General features: G+C 58.2%; 17 protein-coding genes. 11 read left to right on the forward strand and 6 right to left on the reverse strand.

The window, feature by feature from the left end; translation table 11 throughout:
- Positions 1 to 14 precede the first annotated feature (14 nt).
- Together G9Q84_RS07575 and G9Q84_RS07580 are read left to right on the forward strand one after the other, a co-directional pair.
- Positions 15 to 1,361 (forward strand): carbohydrate porin, encoded by a 1,347-nt coding sequence (locus G9Q84_RS07575; RefSeq protein ID WP_099602787.1) that lies wholly within the window; start codon positions 15 to 17, stop codon positions 1,359 to 1,361.
- A 99-nt stretch (positions 1,362 to 1,460) separates the two neighbouring features.
- The gene (locus G9Q84_RS07580; RefSeq protein ID WP_032891005.1) at positions 1,461 to 2,306 is read left to right on the forward strand and encodes a D-hexose-6-phosphate mutarotase; all 846 of its coding nucleotides are present in this window, start codon (positions 1,461 to 1,463) and stop codon (positions 2,304 to 2,306) included.
- A 122-nt stretch (positions 2,307 to 2,428) separates the two neighbouring features.
- Here the strand turns inward: G9Q84_RS07580 and G9Q84_RS07585 are convergent, their stop codons facing one another.
- Positions 2,429 to 3,289 (reverse strand): MurR/RpiR family transcriptional regulator, encoded by an 861-nt coding sequence (locus G9Q84_RS07585; protein WP_169851198.1) that lies wholly within the window; start codon positions 3,287 to 3,289, stop codon positions 2,429 to 2,431.
- A gap of 219 nt (positions 3,290 to 3,508) precedes the next feature.
- On the opposite strand from G9Q84_RS07585, the gene zwf reads away from it, so the two are divergent.
- Genes zwf through G9Q84_RS07600 form a run of 3 tightly spaced genes read left to right on the forward strand, consistent with a single transcriptional unit; the run spans position 3,509 to position 6,358 of the window.
- Positions 3,509 to 4,975: a glucose-6-phosphate dehydrogenase gene (gene zwf / locus G9Q84_RS07590; RefSeq protein ID WP_032891006.1), complete on the forward strand. Its 1,467-nt coding sequence runs from the start codon at positions 3,509 to 3,511 to the stop codon at positions 4,973 to 4,975.
- Positions 4,962 to 5,675: a 6-phosphogluconolactonase gene (gene pgl, locus G9Q84_RS07595; protein ID WP_032891007.1), complete on the forward strand. Its 714-nt coding sequence runs from the start codon at positions 4,962 to 4,964 to the stop codon at positions 5,673 to 5,675. Before zwf ends, pgl begins: the two co-directional genes overlap by 14 nt.
- Before the next feature lie 17 nt (positions 5,676 to 5,692).
- Entirely contained in the window at positions 5,693 to 6,358 is a 666-nt protein-coding gene (locus G9Q84_RS07600) for a bifunctional 4-hydroxy-2-oxoglutarate aldolase/2-dehydro-3-deoxy-phosphogluconate aldolase (RefSeq protein ID WP_017735662.1), read from the forward strand.
- 92 nt (positions 6,359 to 6,450) lie between these two features.
- On the opposite strand, the gene G9Q84_RS07605 is transcribed toward G9Q84_RS07600, so the two are convergent.
- Positions 6,451 to 7,626 (reverse strand): aminotransferase class V-fold PLP-dependent enzyme, encoded by a 1,176-nt coding sequence (locus G9Q84_RS07605; protein WP_122756149.1) that lies wholly within the window; start codon positions 7,624 to 7,626, stop codon positions 6,451 to 6,453.
- Positions 7,627 to 7,640: 14 nt separating this feature from the next.
- Positions 7,641 to 7,877 (reverse strand): DUF3820 family protein, encoded by a 237-nt coding sequence (locus G9Q84_RS07610; protein WP_032891009.1) that lies wholly within the window; start codon positions 7,875 to 7,877, stop codon positions 7,641 to 7,643.
- Between the two features lie 208 nt (positions 7,878 to 8,085).
- Between G9Q84_RS07610 and G9Q84_RS07615 the strand changes: the two genes are divergently transcribed.
- Entirely contained in the window at positions 8,086 to 8,553 is a 468-nt protein-coding gene (locus G9Q84_RS07615) for a ferritin-like domain-containing protein (protein WP_032891010.1), read from the forward strand.
- Between the two features lie 136 nt (positions 8,554 to 8,689).
- Here G9Q84_RS07615 and G9Q84_RS07620 read toward each other — a convergent pair whose 3' ends face one another.
- Together G9Q84_RS07620 and G9Q84_RS07625 are read right to left on the reverse strand one after the other, a co-directional pair.
- Positions 8,690 to 9,160 (reverse strand): MaoC family dehydratase, encoded by a 471-nt coding sequence (locus tag G9Q84_RS07620; protein WP_122756150.1) that lies wholly within the window; start codon positions 9,158 to 9,160, stop codon positions 8,690 to 8,692.
- Positions 9,161 to 9,229: 69 nt separating this feature from the next.
- Positions 9,230 to 10,174, reverse strand: a complete 945-nt coding sequence (locus G9Q84_RS07625) for an alpha/beta hydrolase (protein WP_032891012.1) — start codon at positions 10,172 to 10,174, stop codon at positions 9,230 to 9,232.
- 200 nt (positions 10,175 to 10,374) lie between these two features.
- On the opposite strand from G9Q84_RS07625, the gene fadD2 reads away from it, so the two are divergent.
- Together fadD2 and fadD1 are read left to right on the forward strand one after the other, a co-directional pair.
- A complete protein-coding gene (fadD2, locus tag G9Q84_RS07630; RefSeq protein ID WP_032891013.1) occupies positions 10,375 to 12,063 on the forward strand; it encodes a long-chain-fatty-acid--CoA ligase FadD2 in 1,689 nt (562 codons plus the stop codon).
- 388 nt (positions 12,064 to 12,451) lie between these two features.
- Positions 12,452 to 14,143: a long-chain-fatty-acid--CoA ligase FadD1 gene (gene fadD1 / locus G9Q84_RS07635; RefSeq protein WP_032891014.1), complete on the forward strand. Its 1,692-nt coding sequence runs from the start codon at positions 12,452 to 12,454 to the stop codon at positions 14,141 to 14,143.
- A gap of 197 nt (positions 14,144 to 14,340) precedes the next feature.
- Here fadD1 and G9Q84_RS07640 read toward each other — a convergent pair whose 3' ends face one another.
- Positions 14,341 to 14,718 (reverse strand): hypothetical protein, encoded by a 378-nt coding sequence (locus G9Q84_RS07640; protein ID WP_032891015.1) that lies wholly within the window; start codon positions 14,716 to 14,718, stop codon positions 14,341 to 14,343.
- Between the two features lie 199 nt (positions 14,719 to 14,917).
- Between G9Q84_RS07640 and G9Q84_RS07645 the strand changes: the two genes are divergently transcribed.
- From G9Q84_RS07645 to def, 3 genes are all read left to right on the forward strand, one after another.
- On the forward strand, positions 14,918 to 15,103 hold the full coding sequence (locus G9Q84_RS07645) for a CsbD family protein (RefSeq protein ID WP_032891017.1): 186 nt from the start codon (positions 14,918 to 14,920) through the stop codon (positions 15,101 to 15,103).
- Positions 15,104 to 15,284: 181 nt separating this feature from the next.
- A complete protein-coding gene (locus tag G9Q84_RS07650) occupies positions 15,285 to 16,241 on the forward strand; it encodes a YihY/virulence factor BrkB family protein (RefSeq protein ID WP_032891018.1) in 957 nt (318 codons plus the stop codon).
- Positions 16,238 to 16,777, forward strand: coding sequence for a peptide deformylase (gene def / locus G9Q84_RS07655; RefSeq protein WP_032891019.1), 540 nt, complete (start codon positions 16,238 to 16,240; stop codon positions 16,775 to 16,777). The genes G9Q84_RS07650 and def overlap by 4 nt, the downstream gene beginning before the upstream one ends.
- Positions 16,778 to 16,836 lie beyond the last annotated feature (59 nt).

Genomic DNA, 16,836 nt, shown 5'->3' on the forward strand with positions numbered 1-16,836 from the left:
ACGAGGATGTAGGGATGAAAAAGCAACACAACAACACTCGGCTGATCTGCCAACTGTCAGCAGCAGCAGCCCTGGTATTGTCCGCCAATGCGATGGCGGCCGATGCATTCAGCGCCGATTCCAAGTGGATGACCGGCGATTGGGGCGGCGAGCGTACCAAGCTGATCGAGCAAGGTATCGATATCAAGGCCGACTACGTTGGGGAGATGGGCGCCAACCTGCATGGTGGCTACAACGACGACAAGACTGGTCGTTACTCCGACCAGTTTGGTTTGGGCGTAGCACTGGATCTGCAAAAGCTGTGGGGCTGGGATAACACTCAGGCCAAGATCCAGTTGACCAACCGTAATGGCCAGAACATCTCCAACGACCGCATTGGCGATCCGCGTGCCAGCACGCTGAGCTCGTCGATGGAAGTCTACGGTCGTGGCCACATGGTGCGTCTGACCCAGTTCTGGATTCAACACCAGATGTTCGACAACAAGCTGGACGTGAAGCTCGGTTACTTCGGTGAAGGCGAAGACTTCAACACCTTCCCATGCGACTTCCAGAACCTGTCGTTCTGCGGCTCGCAAGTCGGTAACTACGTGAACACTTGGTACAACTGGCCTGTCAGCCAGGCGGCCATTCGCGTCAAGTACAACATCACGCCTGAGTTGTACGCGCAGATCGGTGCATACAACCAGAACCCATCGCAGCTTGAGCACGGCAATGGCTTCAAGCTCAGCGGCAGTGGCACCAAGGGCACCGTGATTCCGGTGGAATTGGTCTGGTCGCCGAAAGTTAACAACCTGCCGGGCGAATACCGTGTGGGTTACTACAAGAGCGCGGCTGATGCACCGGACGTGCGTGAAGACGTCAACGGCGGCAATGCGGTCCTCACTGGCGCAGACTTCCGTACCCGCAGCAGCAAGAAAGGCTACTGGTTCGTTGCACAACAGCAGCTCACTACGCACAACGGCGATGCTTCGCGCGGCCTGAACATCGCAGCGAACGCCACCTTCCACGACAAGGAAACCAACCTGGTCGACAACTACCAGTCCTTGATGCTGGTGTACAAAGGTCCATTCGACGCGCGTCCAAAAGATGACGTCGGCATTGGTGCTGCTCGTCTGCACGTCAACAATGATGTGAAGAAGAACGCTGAGCTGCTGAACGCCGATAATGGCGTAAGTGACTATGACAGTGCGCAGTACACGCCGATTCGCGAGACCGAGTACAACTTCGAAATCAACTACGGCTTCCACGTCACCAACTGGCTGACCGTGCGTCCCAACCTGCAATACGTTGTCCAACCGGGCGGCGTGGATAAAGTCGACAACGCGTTGGTGGCTGGCCTGAAAATTCAGTCTACGTTCTAACGTTGTTGCGATAAGCTCCTTCTCTCTGTGCGCATTTGCGGGTAGCCATGGCTATCCGCTTTTTTTTGGGTGGCACTGTGATATTCGGGACCGTGGCACATGCATGAGCATCCGCTGCAACGCTTTTTCAAATCCTTGCGCGAGCGTCCAGTGTTCGCCTGGGAGCGCTTTCAGATGCGCGATGTGTTGGTGATTGACCATCCGCTGTGTCAGGCGGTGTTCAGCCGGCAGGGCGCGCAACTGTTGCATTTCCAACCCCGTGGCCAGAAACCCTGGCTGTGGTGCGCGGCCAAGTGGCCGCAAGTCGGCGCCATCCGTGGTGGCGTGCCGGTGTGCTGGCCGTGGTACGGCCGTCACCCGAGCGAGAACGCGTGGCCATCCCATGGCTGGGCGCGATTGATCGACTGGAAACTGCTCGACAGCAGCACCGACGACGACGGCGTACGCCTGCACTGGCAATTGCAGTTGTGCGACTGGCAGGTCGACCTGCACGCGCACCTGGGTGAAACCCTGGAACTGCGCCTGAGCACCGAGCATCAAGACGAGCTCCCATGCCAGTTGAGCCATGCTTTGCACGCTTACTGGCGTATTGGTCACGTCGACGAGATAGCGCTGTCTGGGCTCGACGGCGCCCAAGGTTATGACCAGCTCAATCGTCAGGCTTGCCAGCAGGAAGGCGAGTTGCGGGTGGACGGTGGGTGCCAGCGGGTGTTCCAGCACGAGGGTGAACTGCAGCTCAAGGATCACGCCTGGCAGCGTGAACTGTGTATCGACACTGGCGACAGTGCGGACACCGTGGTGTGGCATCCAGGCAGCCGGCCGTTGCTGGGGGTCAGTTTTAACGAGGCGTCGGGGTTTGTGTGCGTGGAGTCGGCGATGGCTGGCGCAAGTCTGGCGCCGGGGGAGCGGGCGCATCTCAGCTTGCAGGCGCGGGCTGGGGTTTAGCGGTGTGGCTGATGGCCCTATCGGGGGAAAGCCCCCTCCCACAGTTTGATTTGTGAATACATTTCAAACGTGGGAGGGGGCTTGCCCCCGATGAGGCCAGTGAAACCAATACTCAGCCTGGCTTAGTTGAACTCATCCCCAACCGGATAGCGGCTGTCATTCAAACTCTCTTTGATCTTGCGCAGATGCGGCTGGAAATCCACGCCGCGGCGCAACGTCATACCGGTGGCCAGCACATCCAGCACCGTCAGCTGAATGATCCGCGAGGTCATCGGCATATAGATGTCGGTGTCTTCCGGCAGCGGAATGTTCAGGCTCACGGTACTGGCCTTTGCCAGCGGTGAATTCTCGGCAGTCACGCCCAGCACCGATGCGCCGTTTTCCCGGGCGATACGCGCTACTTCCACCAACTCGCGGGTACGCCCGGTGTAGGAAATAATTACGAACAGCTCGCCGGTGTGCGCCACTGAGGCGATCATGCGTTGCATCAGCACGTCGGCGTGGGCGGTCACCGACAGGTTGAAGCGGAAGAACTTGTGCAGCGCATCCATGGCCACCGGCGCAGACGCGCCCAGGCCGAAGAAGTGGATCTGCCGCGCCTGGATCAACAAGTCCACGGCCTTGCTGATCAGGTTCGGGTCCAAGGCCTGGCAGGCGCTGTCCAGGGACGCAATGGCGCTGCCAAAGATCTTCTGGGTGTAGGCCTCGGGGTTATCATCGGCCTCCACGGCACGGCTGACATAAGCTGCGCCACTGGCCAGGCTTTGCGCCAACTGCAATTTGAGTTCAGGGTAACCGCTGACGCCGAACGAACGGCAGAAACGGTTGACCGTCGGTTCACTGACCGAAGCGGCCTGGGCAAGGGCGGCAATAGAGAAGCGGGTCGCCTGCTGCGGGTTGAGCAGGATGACCTCGGCGACTTTTTTCTCAGCCTTGTTCAATTCTTCGAGGCGGTTCCGGATCTGTTCCAGAAGATTTCGCACGCGGTCCATTCAGTCTTTCCTTCGGGCGACGATGCAAATAAAGGGCGGCAGCCAATCGACGAGTGGCTTTTCGCGGTGGCCTATCCTACTGAGGGTAGCTGAACACCACCACTCGGAATGCGTATTTCGGGAAAATGTTGTGGTTATTACTACATTTTTCCTTGAGTGATGCCTTGAAAAAAGGTATTTGTAGCTTAACTTGATAAAAGAACAAACATCATGCCTTCGATAACCGTAGAACCCTGCACCTTTGCCCTGTTTGGCGCCTTGGGTGATCTGGCGCTGCGCAAGTTATTTCCTGCCCTCTATCAACTTGATGGCGCTGGGCTGCTGCACGACGACACGCGCATCCTGGCCCTGGCCCGTGAAGCCGGTTCCGAGCAGCAGCACCTGGCTCATATCGAAAAAGAACTGCGTAAATATGTCGGCAACGAACTGGACGAAAGCATCGCCCAGCGTTTCCTGGCGCGCCTGACTTATGTCCACGTCGACTTCATGAAGGCCGACGACTACGTGGCCCTGGCTGAACTGGCGGGTACCGAGCAACGCCTGATCGCTTATTTCGCCACCCCGGCCGCGGTGTACGGCGCGATCTGCGAGAACCTGTCCAAGGTCGGCCTGGCGGAAAACACCCGCGTGGTGTTGGAAAAACCCATCGGTTCGGACCTGGAGTCCTCGCGCAAGGTCAACGATGCCGTGGCGCAGTTTTTCCCGGAAAACCGCACCTACCGTATCGACCACTACCTGGGCAAAGAGACCGTCCAGAACCTGATCGCCCTGCGTTTCGCCAACAGCCTGTTCGAAACCCAGTGGAACCAGAACTACATCTCCCACGTGGAAATCACCGTGGCCGAGCAAGTCGGTATCGAAGGCCGTTGGGGCTACTTCGATAAGGCAGGCCAGTTGCGGGACATGATTCAGAACCACCTGCTGCAACTGCTTTGCCTGATCGCCATGGACCCGCCGGCCGATTTGTCCGCCGACAGCATCCGTGACGAGAAGGTCAAGGTGCTCAAGGCCCTGGCGCCGATCAGCCCGGATGGCCTGACCACTCAGGTTGTACGTGGCCAGTACATCGCCGGCTACAGCGCCGGTAAAGCGGTGCCGGGTTACCTGGAAGAAGAGAATTCCAACACCCAGAGCGACACCGAAACGTTCGTCGCACTGCGGGCCGATATTCGTAACTGGCGTTGGGCCGGGGTGCCGTTTTATCTGCGCACCGGCAAGCGCATGCCGCAGAAGCTGTCGCAGATCGTCATCCATTTCAAGGAACCGTCTCACTACATCTTCGCCCCCGAGCAGCGCTTGCAGATCAGCAACAAACTGATCATCCGCTTGCAGCCGGACGAAGGGATTTCCCTGCGTGTGATGACCAAGGAGCAGGGCCTGGACAAGGGCATGCAACTGCGTAGCGGGCCTCTGCAACTGAATTTTTCCGACACCTATCGCAGCGCGCGCATCCCCGATGCCTACGAGCGTTTGCTGTTGGAAGTGATGCGCGGCAATCAGAACCTGTTTGTCCGTAAAGATGAAATCGAAGCCGCGTGGAAGTGGTGTGACCAGTTGATCGCCGGGTGGAAAAAATCCGGTGATGCGCCCAAGCCGTATGCGGCGGGTTCCTGGGGGCCGATGAGCTCCATTGCACTGATCACGCGGGATGGGAGGTCTTGGTATGGCGATATCTGAATTGAAACTGCCTCGTGGCGTAACTGCCCATGAGTACCGCACGCCAGTGCAACTGGCGGACGGCCTGGCCAATGACGTGGCAGAGCAACTGCGCACGGCCATCAGTGCCCGTGGCGAAGCGACCCTGGTTGTGTCCGGTGGCCGCAGTCCTGTGGCGTTTTTCCAGAACTTGGCCAAGCAAGGCCTGGACTGGTCCAAGGTCACGATTACCCTGGCCGACGAGCGCTGGGTGCCGGTGGAACATGCCGACAGCAATGCTGGCTTGTTGAAACAGCATCTGTTGCAAGGCCCGGCCGCCAAGGCCAAGTTTTTGAGTCTGTACAGCGCCGCCGCCAATCTAGAAGACGCTGCCGAGCAGGCCGATCGCCTGCTGGCCGAGTTGCCAGCCATTGATGTGCTGGTACTGGGCATGGGCGATGACGGTCACACCGCATCGCTGTTTCCCAACAGTCCGAACCTCGCCGAAGCGTTGCAGGCCGACGGTACCCGTCGTTGCTGGCCGATGCTGGCGCCGACCGTGCCGCACCAGCGCCTGACCATGAGTCGCGCGTTGCTGGCCACAGCCAACTACACCGTGCTGTCGATTTCCGGCAGTTCGAAATTGACCACCTTGAGCGCCGCCCTGGCCAGTGACGACGTTGCTGCCATGCCGATTCGCGCGTTTTTGCAACCTACTTTAGAGATTTACTGGTGCCCATGAGCCAAGGATCAGCCGCTATGAAAAGCCCCCAACCGACCGTGTCCATGGCGGATAAAGTTGCCTTGATCGACAGCCTCTGCGCCAAGGCGCGGATCCTGCCTGTGATCACCATCGCCCGCGAACAGGACATCCTGCCGCTGGCCGATGCCCTGGCAGCCGGTGGTTTGACCGCCTTGGAAGTGACCCTGCGTTCCGAGTTCGGCCTCAAGGCCATTCAGGTACTGCGCGAGCAGCGTCCGGAACTGTGCACTGGTGCCGGCACCGTGCTCGACCGTCACATGCTCGAAGCGGCCGAAGTGGCTGGCTCGCAATTTATCGTCACCCCCGGGATTACCCGCGACCTGCTGGAAGCCTCGGTGCACAGCCCGATTCCTTTGCTGCCAGGCATCAGCAACGCCTCCGGCATCATGGAAGGCTATGGCCTGGGCTACCGCCGCTTCAAGCTGTTCCCGGCCGAAGTCAGCGGCGGCGTGGCGGCGATCAAGGCTCTGGGCGGCCCGTTCGGCGAAGTGAAATTCTGCCCGACCGGCGGCGTTGGCCCGGCCAACATCAAGAGCTACATGGCGTTGAAAAACGTGATGTGCGTAGGCGGTAGCTGGATGCTTGACCCTGAGTGGATCAAGAACGGCGACTGGGCCCGTATCCAGGAAGTCACCGCTGAGGCGCTGGCGCTGCTGGATTGATCTGATTTACCGAATCGTTGTTGCTGTGTTTAACGGCATTTTTGCGGTGCACTTGGTCGGTGTACCGCTTTTTTTTGCCTGTAGAAAAGCGCTTATTCGGCGCTCAACTCGGTAATAGCGTTGATCAGCGCATGAATGTCCTGCGCGGAGGTCGCCAACCCTGGCGTCACTCGAATACACGTGCCAAACGCTGCTCCGGTTCGCGTGGTGGCAAACAGGTCGTACTCTTTGAGTAGCCGATCGACCATGCCTTGCTGATCGCGGCCGATGAATTTGAACGCGGTAATCCCGCAATACAGCCGTGGATCATCCGAGGTCAGGACCTCAATGCCTTTCAGTGGTCGCACCTGACTTACCCATAAATCGCGCAGGTAATTCACCCGAGCACCTTTGGCTGCTGCGCCACCCAATGCCCGATGTTCTTCAAATACCAGTGGCAGTGTCATCAGCGCCGGAAAGTTCGGCGTGCTGTAAGACGTGCGTGCGCGAACATCCGTGATGGGGTAGTGGAATTCGCCCATGTCCGGATCGATGTCTGCCAGGCGTTCCGGAGCGATATACAGAAAACCCAGGGTCAGCGGTGCACCGATCCATTTATGCAGGTTGAAGCCGGCGAACTGGATACCCAGCTCGGCGAGGTTGAAGTCGATCTGGCCCAGGGCATGGGCGCCATCGAGGATCACGTCGACGTCATGTTCACGCGCCGCCTTGGCGATGGCTGCGACGGGCATCACCAGGCCGGTGCGGTGGGTGACGTGAGTCAGCGCCATCAGCTTTAAACGCGGGTACTCAGCGAAGGCACTGCGATAGGTCTGCAACAGACTGTCGAAACTGGCCGGGTGCGTGTGGGAAAGCTCGATCACCTCTACACCGCGAACCCCGGCCAGCCAACGCATGGCGCCCTTGACGGTGTCGTACTCCAAATCACTGATCAACACCTGGTCGCCCGGCTGCAGGCGGTTGTAGTTGCGGATCAGCGACTGCAACGCTTCGGTGGCATTGCGGGTGAAGGCCACCGACTCAGGATCTACATCGATTAGTTCGGCCAATTGGCGGCGGATCTCGACGTTTTCGCCCTGTTCAAAGCGCTGGCGCACGTGCAGCGAATTGCTGCGGTTGATAAACGCCACATGGTCCAGATACTGCGCCTGTACTGCGCGGCTCATACGCCCGAAGTAGCCGTTTTCCAGATTGATCGGACCCGGTTCCAGGTCATACCGCTGGGCGATGGCGTGCCAGTGACGTTCGTTGTTTGCATTCCCTTGCATGGCGCAGTTCCTGATTAATGGCGCGGGGCGGGCTTGCCGTGTTTAGTGCGCAAGGGTTCGAGCAGTTCCGACAAACCGTTGTGGTCGATTTCCTGCATCAAGGCCAGCAAACCGCCCAGCTCGCCGTGGGGAAAGCCTTCGCGGGCAAACCAGTTCAGGTAAGGACCCGGCAGGTCGGCGATGATCCGGCCCTTGTATTTGCCGAAGGGCATTTCGCGGGTGATCAGCAGTTCGAGTTTTTCGGGGTTCATGGGGGATTCAATGGCGTGAGTCGAGACGTTCGAAAATACAGGCATTCTGCATGAAGGCCAAATGACAGATCATGCAAATAACGTACATACAGATCGTTCAAATATTTTTAAGTTGTTGAAATTAAACATAAAATTTGTTTTTCAAAACCTGGCACGAGCGCTGCAATCATTAAGACAACCCTTCGTAACCTGCCTAAGGAATTGAAAAATGACTGACATCAATAAAGAATCGATCTCCGTACTCAATGACCTGATCGAGACCAGCATCGACGGCCAGAAAGGTTTCAAAGAATGCGCCGAAGACATCAAACACCCAGAACTCAAGGCGCTGTTTGCCAAGCGTTCCGCTGACTGTGCAACCGCCGCCGCCGAGCTGAAAACCGCCGTGCGTGCCCTGGGTGGTGATCCGGAAGATTCGGGTAGTGTGGCCGGCGCCCTGCACCGTGGCTGGGTCGACGTGAAGTCGATGGTTACCGGTAAAGATGAAGAGGCTGTGCTGAACGAAGCCGAGCGCGGCGAAGACCACGCACTCAAGGCTTATAAAGAAGCGATCGAGAAGATCAACAAGCACAACCTGCTGGGCATTCGTGACTTGGTTGAGCGTCAGTACCACGGCGTACAGCGCAACCACGACCAGGTGAAAGCCCTGCGTAACCAGGCTCGCGCTCAGTCGTAAGCCCTGCTGTGTAACAACTGTGGGAGGGGGCTTGCCCCCGATAGCGGTGGATCAGTCGATATTTCAATGACTGACACACCGCAATCGGGAGCAAGCCCCCTCCCACATTTGTATGGCGTTGGCCTTGAAACCAGACTCAGCCGATGCTGATCGGCGGCAGCTCGGTCAAGGTCACGACCTGCTGTTTGCGTGGCGCGAGGATTTCCGCCTCGCCATCCACTACCAACTCATCGCGCTGATTGAACACGCGAGTGGCGATACGTACGCGAAACTTCGGAAGCTTCTCGAGGATTTCCAGACGCACGGTCAGGGTATCGCCGATTTTGACCGGCTTCTGGAAGGTCATCTGCTGGCCGATATAGATAGTGCCCGGCCCAGGAAGCTCGCAGGCAACGGCCGCGCTGATCAAGGCGCCGCTGAACATACCGTGGGCGATACGCTCCTTGAACATGGTCGCCTTGGCGTATTCGGCGTCCAGGTGCACCGGGTTGTGGTCACCGGACATGGCGGCGAACAGCTGGATGTCGCGCTCTTCGACCCTCTTGCTATAGCTGGCGGTCTGGCCGACTTCGAGGGCTTCGTACGGGGTGTTGGTTACCTGAGTCATCTAAAGGTGCATCCTGTGGCTAAACGGTAATTATCGGCCGATTTTAAACGGCTGATTTTAAAAGAAAAGTTATTCGCAGCGGGCTGGCCTGCGCAAGGTCAGGGCTTGGTCGAGCCACGTCAGCACATCCGCGGTGACGGCGTCGCGGTTGGTTTCGTTGAACACTTCGTGACGCGCCTGCGGGTACACATTCAATTGCAGATGCTGGCAGCCGGCCTCACGCAGGGCGTGGGCCAGGTTTTTGAGACGCTTGCCCTCACTCACCGGATCACATTCGCCGCCCATCACGAGGATCGGCAGGCCCGGATCAATCTGGGCGAGATTGGACGCTTTGCTGATTTGCTGCAAGCCGCCAAGCAGGTCGATCCACAGCTGGTTGGTACACCGGAAGCCGCAGAGTGGATCGCTGATGTATTTGTCCACTTCATCCGGGTCACGGCTGAGCCAGTCGAACGCCGTGCGGTTGGGCTTGAAGGCCTTGTTGAACGAGCCGAACGACAGGAACTCGATCAGCGCACTTCGCCCCCGTACACCCTGGCGCAGACGTTCGGCCCGAGCGATCACCCGCGCTGCGCGGTACAGCGCTACCGGTTGGAAATTCGAGCCACTGAGAATTGCCCCGTGCAGGCTGGCGCTGTGGTGCAGCAGGTAGGCTTGGGCGATGTAGCTGCCCATGCTGTGGCCCAGCAGGATGATCGGCAGCCCTGGTTGCTGCTGGCCGATGTGTTGATTGAGGCTTGCCAGGTCGCCTACCACTTTGTTCCAGCCATCCTTCTCGGCGTACAACCCCAGCGTACCTTCGTCGGCGGTACGTCCATGGCCACGCTGGTCCGGTGCATACACGCCATAGCCTGCGCTGCATAACGCTTCGGCCAAGCGTCCATAACGCCCGCTGTGCTCGGCCATGCCGTGGGACAGCATGACTACGGCGTGAACCGGGCCGTCGGGCATCCATTGATTGACGTACAGGCGGCTGCGGTCATTCGCGGTCAGCCAGAAGGTGCTGTGGTTCATGGCGCTTCCTTTGCTATGGGTCGTTGCAGTGTATAGCTGATCTGCCGAGGGGCGGGGTATCTGCCTACGCATCAGCGGCAAGATTCATACAATCAATGACACGATTTAGCGTATTTGCCTGTTTGGTCATAGCTGCTAACGTCCCCAAAGCTCCGCTTGTTATAAGCGGCCGGACATACTCAGGTAAGGGGACAAGAATAATGCAACCTGGTTTCTGGAATGACAAACGCGCGGCGGGCGTTCCCAACGATATCGACCTCACGGCCTACAAGTCGGTGATCGAAGTCTTCGAGCGCTCGTGCAAGGCCTTTGCCGACCGTCCGGCATTCAGCAACATGGGCATCACCCTGACCTACGCCGAGCTTGAGCGCCAGAGTGCGGCGTTCGCCGGTTACCTGCAACAGCACACCGACCTCAAGCCCGGCGAGCGCATCGCAGTGCAGATGCCCAACGTGCTGCATTATCCGATTGCCGTGTTCGGCGCCTTGCGCGCGGGGCTGATCGTGGTCAACACCAACCCGCTGTACACCCCGCGCGAGATGCGCCACCAGTTCAAGGACGCCGGCGTGCGTGCGCTGGTCTACCTGAACCTGTTTGGTTCGCGGGTACAGGAAGTGTGCAACGACACCGAGATCGACTACCTGATCGAAGCCAAGATGGGCGACTTCCTGCCCGCCGCCAAAGGCTGGCTGGTCAACACCGTGGTCGACAAGGTCAAGAAGATGGTCCCGGCCTATAGCCTGCCGCGCGCGGTGTCATTCAAGCGTGCCCTGCGCATGGGCTCGGGCCTGGCGGTGACCCGTCACCCCGTGACCCTGGATGACATCGCCGTGCTGCAATACACCGGCGGCACGACCGGCCTGGCCAAGGGCGCGATGCTCACCCATGGCAACCTGGTGGCAAACATGCAGCAGGCGCGTGCGTGCATGTCTCAGGTCGGCGACGACGGCCATCCTTTGATCAAGGAAGGGCAGGAGGTGATGATCGCGCCGCTGCCGCTTTACCATATCTATGCTTTCACCGCGAACTGCATGTGCATGATGGTCACGGGTAACCACAACGTACTCATCACCAACCCGCGGGACATCGGCGGGTTTATCAAGGAGCTGAAAAAGTGGCGCTTTACCGGGCTGCTGGGGCTTAACACGCTGTTTGTGGCGTTGATGGACCATCCGGAATTCAAGACCCTGGATTTCTCCCACCTCAAACTCACCAACTCCGGTGGCACGGCACTGATCAAGGCCACGGCCGAACGCTGGCAGCAAGTCACCGGCTGTACGATTGGCGAGGGCTATGGCCTGACAGAAACCTCACCGGTGGCGTGCACCAACCCCTATGGCAACAAATCGCGCCTCGGTACCGTGGGCATTCCCGTGCCGGCTACCGCGATGAAGGTGATTGATGACGAAGGCGTGGAGTTGCCTCTGGGCGAACGCGGCGAGCTGTGCATCAAGGGCCCGCAGGTGATGAAGGGCTACTGGCAGCAACCGGCCGCCACGGCCGAGAGCCTGGACGCTGAGGGTTGGCTCAAGACCGGCGACATCGCGGTGATCGATGAGGATGGCTTTGTACGCATTGTCGATCGCAAGAAAGACCTGATCATCGTCTCGGGTTTCAACGTGTACCCCAACGAGATCGAAGACGTGGTGATGGCCCACCCGGCCGTGGCCAACTGCGCGGTGATCGGCGTGCCGGACGAGCGCACGGGGGAGGCGGTTAAGTTGTTTGTGGTGGCGCGTGCCGAAGGCGTGAGCCTTGAGGAGTTGAAGACCTACTGCAAGGCCAACTTCACGGGGTACAAGGTGCCTAAGCAGATTGTGTTACGAGACTCGTTGCCGATGACGCCAGTGGGCAAGATTCTGCGCAGGGAGCTACGCGACATCGCCTGACCATGAATTGAAATGCAATCAAATGAGGGAGGGGGCTTGCTCCCGATAGCGGTGTATCAGTCACTGAATGTATTGACTGAACCACGGCAATCGGGAGCAAGCCCCCTCCCTTATTTGTTTTTGATTGTTCTGAAGACCCCATTCCAGAGCCTTTCAGTAGGTAATTCTAGCGCCAAAATAATTGTGACTAAATATTGTCCTACAGTCGAGTTTATGACTGTAAGGCCCGCTTTTGGCTCTAGTCGGCCCTTGGCAAAGCTGCTACTCTCGGCGCGCTTTGTGACGTCTAGGCCTGCTTGAAAGCGCCAGATTCACCTAAAAAAACATACACCAATAATAATCGCATCAAATGCGATGATGAATTCGCGTCGCTGAGGAGTGGGCTTCCATGAACGAAGACTTTTGGAAGGATAAGTACCCCGCCGGGATTGCTGCAGAAATCAATCCAGACGAGTATCCAAATATTCAGGCGGTACTGAAACAGTCCTGCCAGCGCTTCGCTAACAAACCGGCTTTCAGCAACCTGGGCAAGACAATCACCTACGGTGAACTGTACGAATTGTCCGGCGCCTTCGCCGCGTACCTGCAACAACATACCGACTTGAAACCCGGCGATCGCATCGCCGTGCAACTGCCCAACGTCCTGCAATACCCGGTCGCGGTATTCGGCGCCATCCGTGCCGGCCTGATCGTGGTCAACACCAACCCGCTGTACACCGCGCGGGAAATGGAACACCAATTCAACGACTCCGGTGCCAAGGCCCTGGTCTGCCTGGCCAACATGGCCCACTTGGCGGAAAAGGTCGTGCCCAAGACCGCCGTCAAGCATGTGATCGTCACCGAAGTCGCCGACCTGTTGCCGCCGCTCAAGCGCCTGCTGATCAACAGCGTCATCAAGTACGTTAAGAAAATGGTCCCGGCCTACCACTTGCCACAGGCGATCAAGTTCAACGACGTACTCGCCAAGGGCAACGGCCAACCAGTCAACGACGTCAACCCGGCGAGCAGTGACGTGGCCGTGTTGCAATACACCGGCGGCACCACCGGCGTAGCGAAGGGCGCGATGCTCACCCATCGCAACCTCGTTGCCAATATGTTGCAGTGCAAGGCGCTGATGGGCTCCAACCTCAATGAAGGCTGCGAGATCCTGATCACGCCGCTGCCGCTGTACCACATCTATGCGTTCACCTTTCATTGCATGGCGATGATGCTGATCGGCAACCACAACATCCTGATCAGCAATCCGCGTGACTTGCCGGCAATGGTCAAGGAACTGTCGAAGTGGAAGTTCAGCGGCTTCGTCGGTCTCAACACCTTGTTCGTGGCGCTGTGCAATAACGAAGGCTTCCGCAAGCTGGACTTCTCTGCACTCAAGGTCACCCTGTCGGGCGGCATGGCCCTGCAACTGGCGGCCGCCGAGCGTTGGAAGGCCGTGACCGGGTGTGGCATCTGCGAAGGTTACGGCATGACCGAAACCAGCCCGGTAGCCACTGTGAACCCGATCCAGCACATCCAGATCGGCACCATCGGCATTCCGGTGCCGTCCACGGTGTGCAAAGTCATTGCCGATGACGGCACCGAGCTGGCGCTGGGCGAAACTGGCGAGCTGTGCGTCAAGGGCCCGCAGGTGATGAAGGGCTATTGGCAGCGCCAGGACGCCACCGACGAGATGCTCGACAGCGAAGGCTGGCTGAAGACCGGCGACATCGCGATCATCCAGCCGGACGGCTACATGCGTATTGTCGACCGCAAGAAGGACATGATCCTGGTCTCAGGTTTCAACGTGTACCCCAATGAGCTGGAAGACGTACTGGCAGGGCTGCCGGGCGTGCTGCAATGCGCGGCCATCGGCGTGCCGGACGAGAAATCGGGGGAGATCATCAAGCTTTTCATCGTGGTCAAGCCGGGCGCGACCCTCACCAAGGATCAGGTGATGGAGCATATGCGCGCCAACGTCACCGCCTACAAGGTGCCCAAGGCTGTTGAGTTCCGCGACGCATTGCCGACCACCAACGTAGGCAAGATCCTGCGTCGTGAATTGCGTGATGAAGAGTTGAAGAAGCTGGGCCTGAAAAAGTAAGCCGATAAAAAACCCGCCGATGCGGGTTTTTTAATGACTGGATTGGAATGCAATCCAATCCAACGTGGGATGGGCGGTGCGACGATTCGACTCGCCTCCGATAGGGAGGGATCAGTCACCAGATTCAGTGACTGACACTCTGATATCGGGAGCAAGTCAAATCGTCGCAACGCGCCTTCCACCTTTAAATCCGGTGCTTACAGGGCGAAATGCGCGAAGCTCACGTTAGCGCCGGCTGGGCGTACGTCTTTAAGGAACGAATCCTTGTCCGCGCTCAATTCCAGCGTAATCTCGGGCTTGCGCTTGCCCGAATTGCGCACTACCAGACCTTCGATATGCTCGCGCAGGAACGCCGTCGGCACCTTCAGGTGCAGCAACTGATCCGTCTCGGCGTTGTGCATCAACAAGTGAATCCACTCGTAATGGCCCACCGCAATACGGCCCAGCGGCAGGTCGAACCACCAGATATTGCGCTTGCGGTCCAGGTCGGTGAAATGGCAGTTGTTGACGCCGAGTACGGCACCGCCCAGTTCCTGGTTTCTACGGGCGATGGCCTGTGCTTTATTGAGTTTCATAACCTTCCTACGGGATCTGTTATTCAGCGTTATAGCCTGAATGTGCCGCGCATTCTCGTGGGTTGGTCGACAAACATAAAGCCAAACCTGCCGTTTTGGACGAAATGCCCGCTGAAAATAATTGAAACTCTGCCGAACGGCCTCTGGTCAATCTTTGTGTAATCACCAAAACCCTTGATTGTTCTTTCGGAGAAATACCATGAGCAGCACATCGGACAAGGCAAAAGGCTTGGCAAACGAAGCGATCGGCAACATCAAGCAAGGCGTCGGCAAAGTGACCGGCAACGACAAGCTTCAAGCTGAAGGTGTGATTCAGGAAAAGAAAGGCGAAGTGCAGAAAGCAGTCGGCGATACCAAAGATGCGGTCAAAAAAGCGACCAAGTAAGTCTGTATCACTGGCTGTATTCGTACAGCCCGGCGGCCATCCACGGATGGCCGTTTTTGTATCCCTTATTGCAACTAAACTTTCGAAATTGTTTCAAAGTCGCCATATGGGCTACTTTGATGTAGAAAACGGCCCCTGAGTCGCCCACGATCTCACCCTCTTTGCGGCGAAAGGAGACGCTATGATCTTTCCGGTTCTCGATGGTCTCAAGCTGCACAAGGTGCTGGTACGCACCGTCAAGGAATTCGTCGACGACGAGATGTCCACCTACGCGTCTGCACTGGCGTACCAGATGCTGTTCTCGCTGTTTCCCTTCCTGCTGTTCCTGATTGCCCTGATCGGTTTCCTGCACCTGCCAGACTTCTTTACCTGGCTGCGCCTGCAGTCGGAACTGGTGTTGCCGCCCCAGGCTTTGGAGCAGGTCAACCCGGTGATCGACCAGTTGCAGCAATCCAAGGGTGGCCTGCTGTCGGTGGGTATCGTGATTGCGCTGTGGACCGCGTCGGCTGGTGTACGGTTGATGATGAGCGCCATGAACGCAGCCTACGACGTGGTGGAAGGGCGGCCGATTTGGAAGCGTTTTCCGCTGTCGATTTTCTACACCATTGGTATCGCCGGCATGCTGCTGGCCGCTGCGGCGTTGATGGTGCTTGGCCCCCAAGTGATGGAATGGGTGGCGGGGCAGATCGGCATGCAGGAGTTCGTGGTCACCTTGTGGACCATCCTGCGTTGGCCGCTGATCGTGATTTTGCTGATGTTTGCCGTGGCCTTGATGTACTACGTGATGCCTGACGTCGAGCAGAAATTCCGCTTTATCACCCCAGGCTCGGTGCTCGCAGTGGTGGTGTGGATCGTGGCCTCCCTAGGGTTTGGCTACTACGTCAAAACCTTCGCCGACTACAACGCCATGTATGGCAGTATCGGTGCGATCATCGTCCTGCTTTTGTACTTCTATATTTCCGCTGCCGTGCTGCTGCTCGGCGCGGAGATGAATGCCGTGATCGAACACATGTCGGCCGAGGGTAAAGATCCCGGTGAAAAAGAGTTCGATGAACCCGGCCACACCGATGAAAAACAGCACGTCTCAGGCCTAGGCCGTGACCACTCCAAGCCCACCCCCGTTGAGCCTGATCAATGATTCGTGAAATCCTGAAAATGGGCGATGAGCGCCTGCTGCGTATCGCGCCACCGGTTCCGCCGGAGATGTTCGACAGCCCCGAGCTGTGGCAATTGATCGACGACATGTTCCAGACCATGGAGCACGTCGGCGGTGTAGGTCTGGCGGCGCCGCAGATTGGCGTCGACCTGCAACTGGTGATCTTTGGATTTGAGGCCAGCGAGCGCTACCCGGACGCGCCGCCGGTGCCGCAGACTATCCTGATCAATCCGTTGATCACGCCGCTCAGCCCAGTGCTGGAAGAAGGCTACGAAGGTTGCCTGTCGGTACCCGGTCTGCGCGGCGCAGTGGACCGTTACCAGCAGATCCGCTACGAAGGTTTCGACCCCAAGGGTGAGCCGATCGTCCGCACTGCCGACGGCTTTCATGCGCGGGTGGTGCAGCACGAGTGCGATCACCTGATTGGCCGGTTGTATCCGTCGCGGATCACCGACTTCAGCAAGTTCGGGTTTATCGAAGTGATGTTCCCCGACATGGACCCAACGGCTGACGAGTAATCCCCCAGACACACTGAAAAAATGTGGGAGGCCAAGCGCCTCCCATATTTGAATCGCGC

Origin of the sequence: Pseudomonas sivasensis (genome assembly GCF_013778505.1) — a bacterium.
In the GTDB taxonomy this organism is placed as follows: Bacteria; Pseudomonadota; Gammaproteobacteria; order Pseudomonadales; family Pseudomonadaceae; genus Aquipseudomonas; species Aquipseudomonas sivasensis.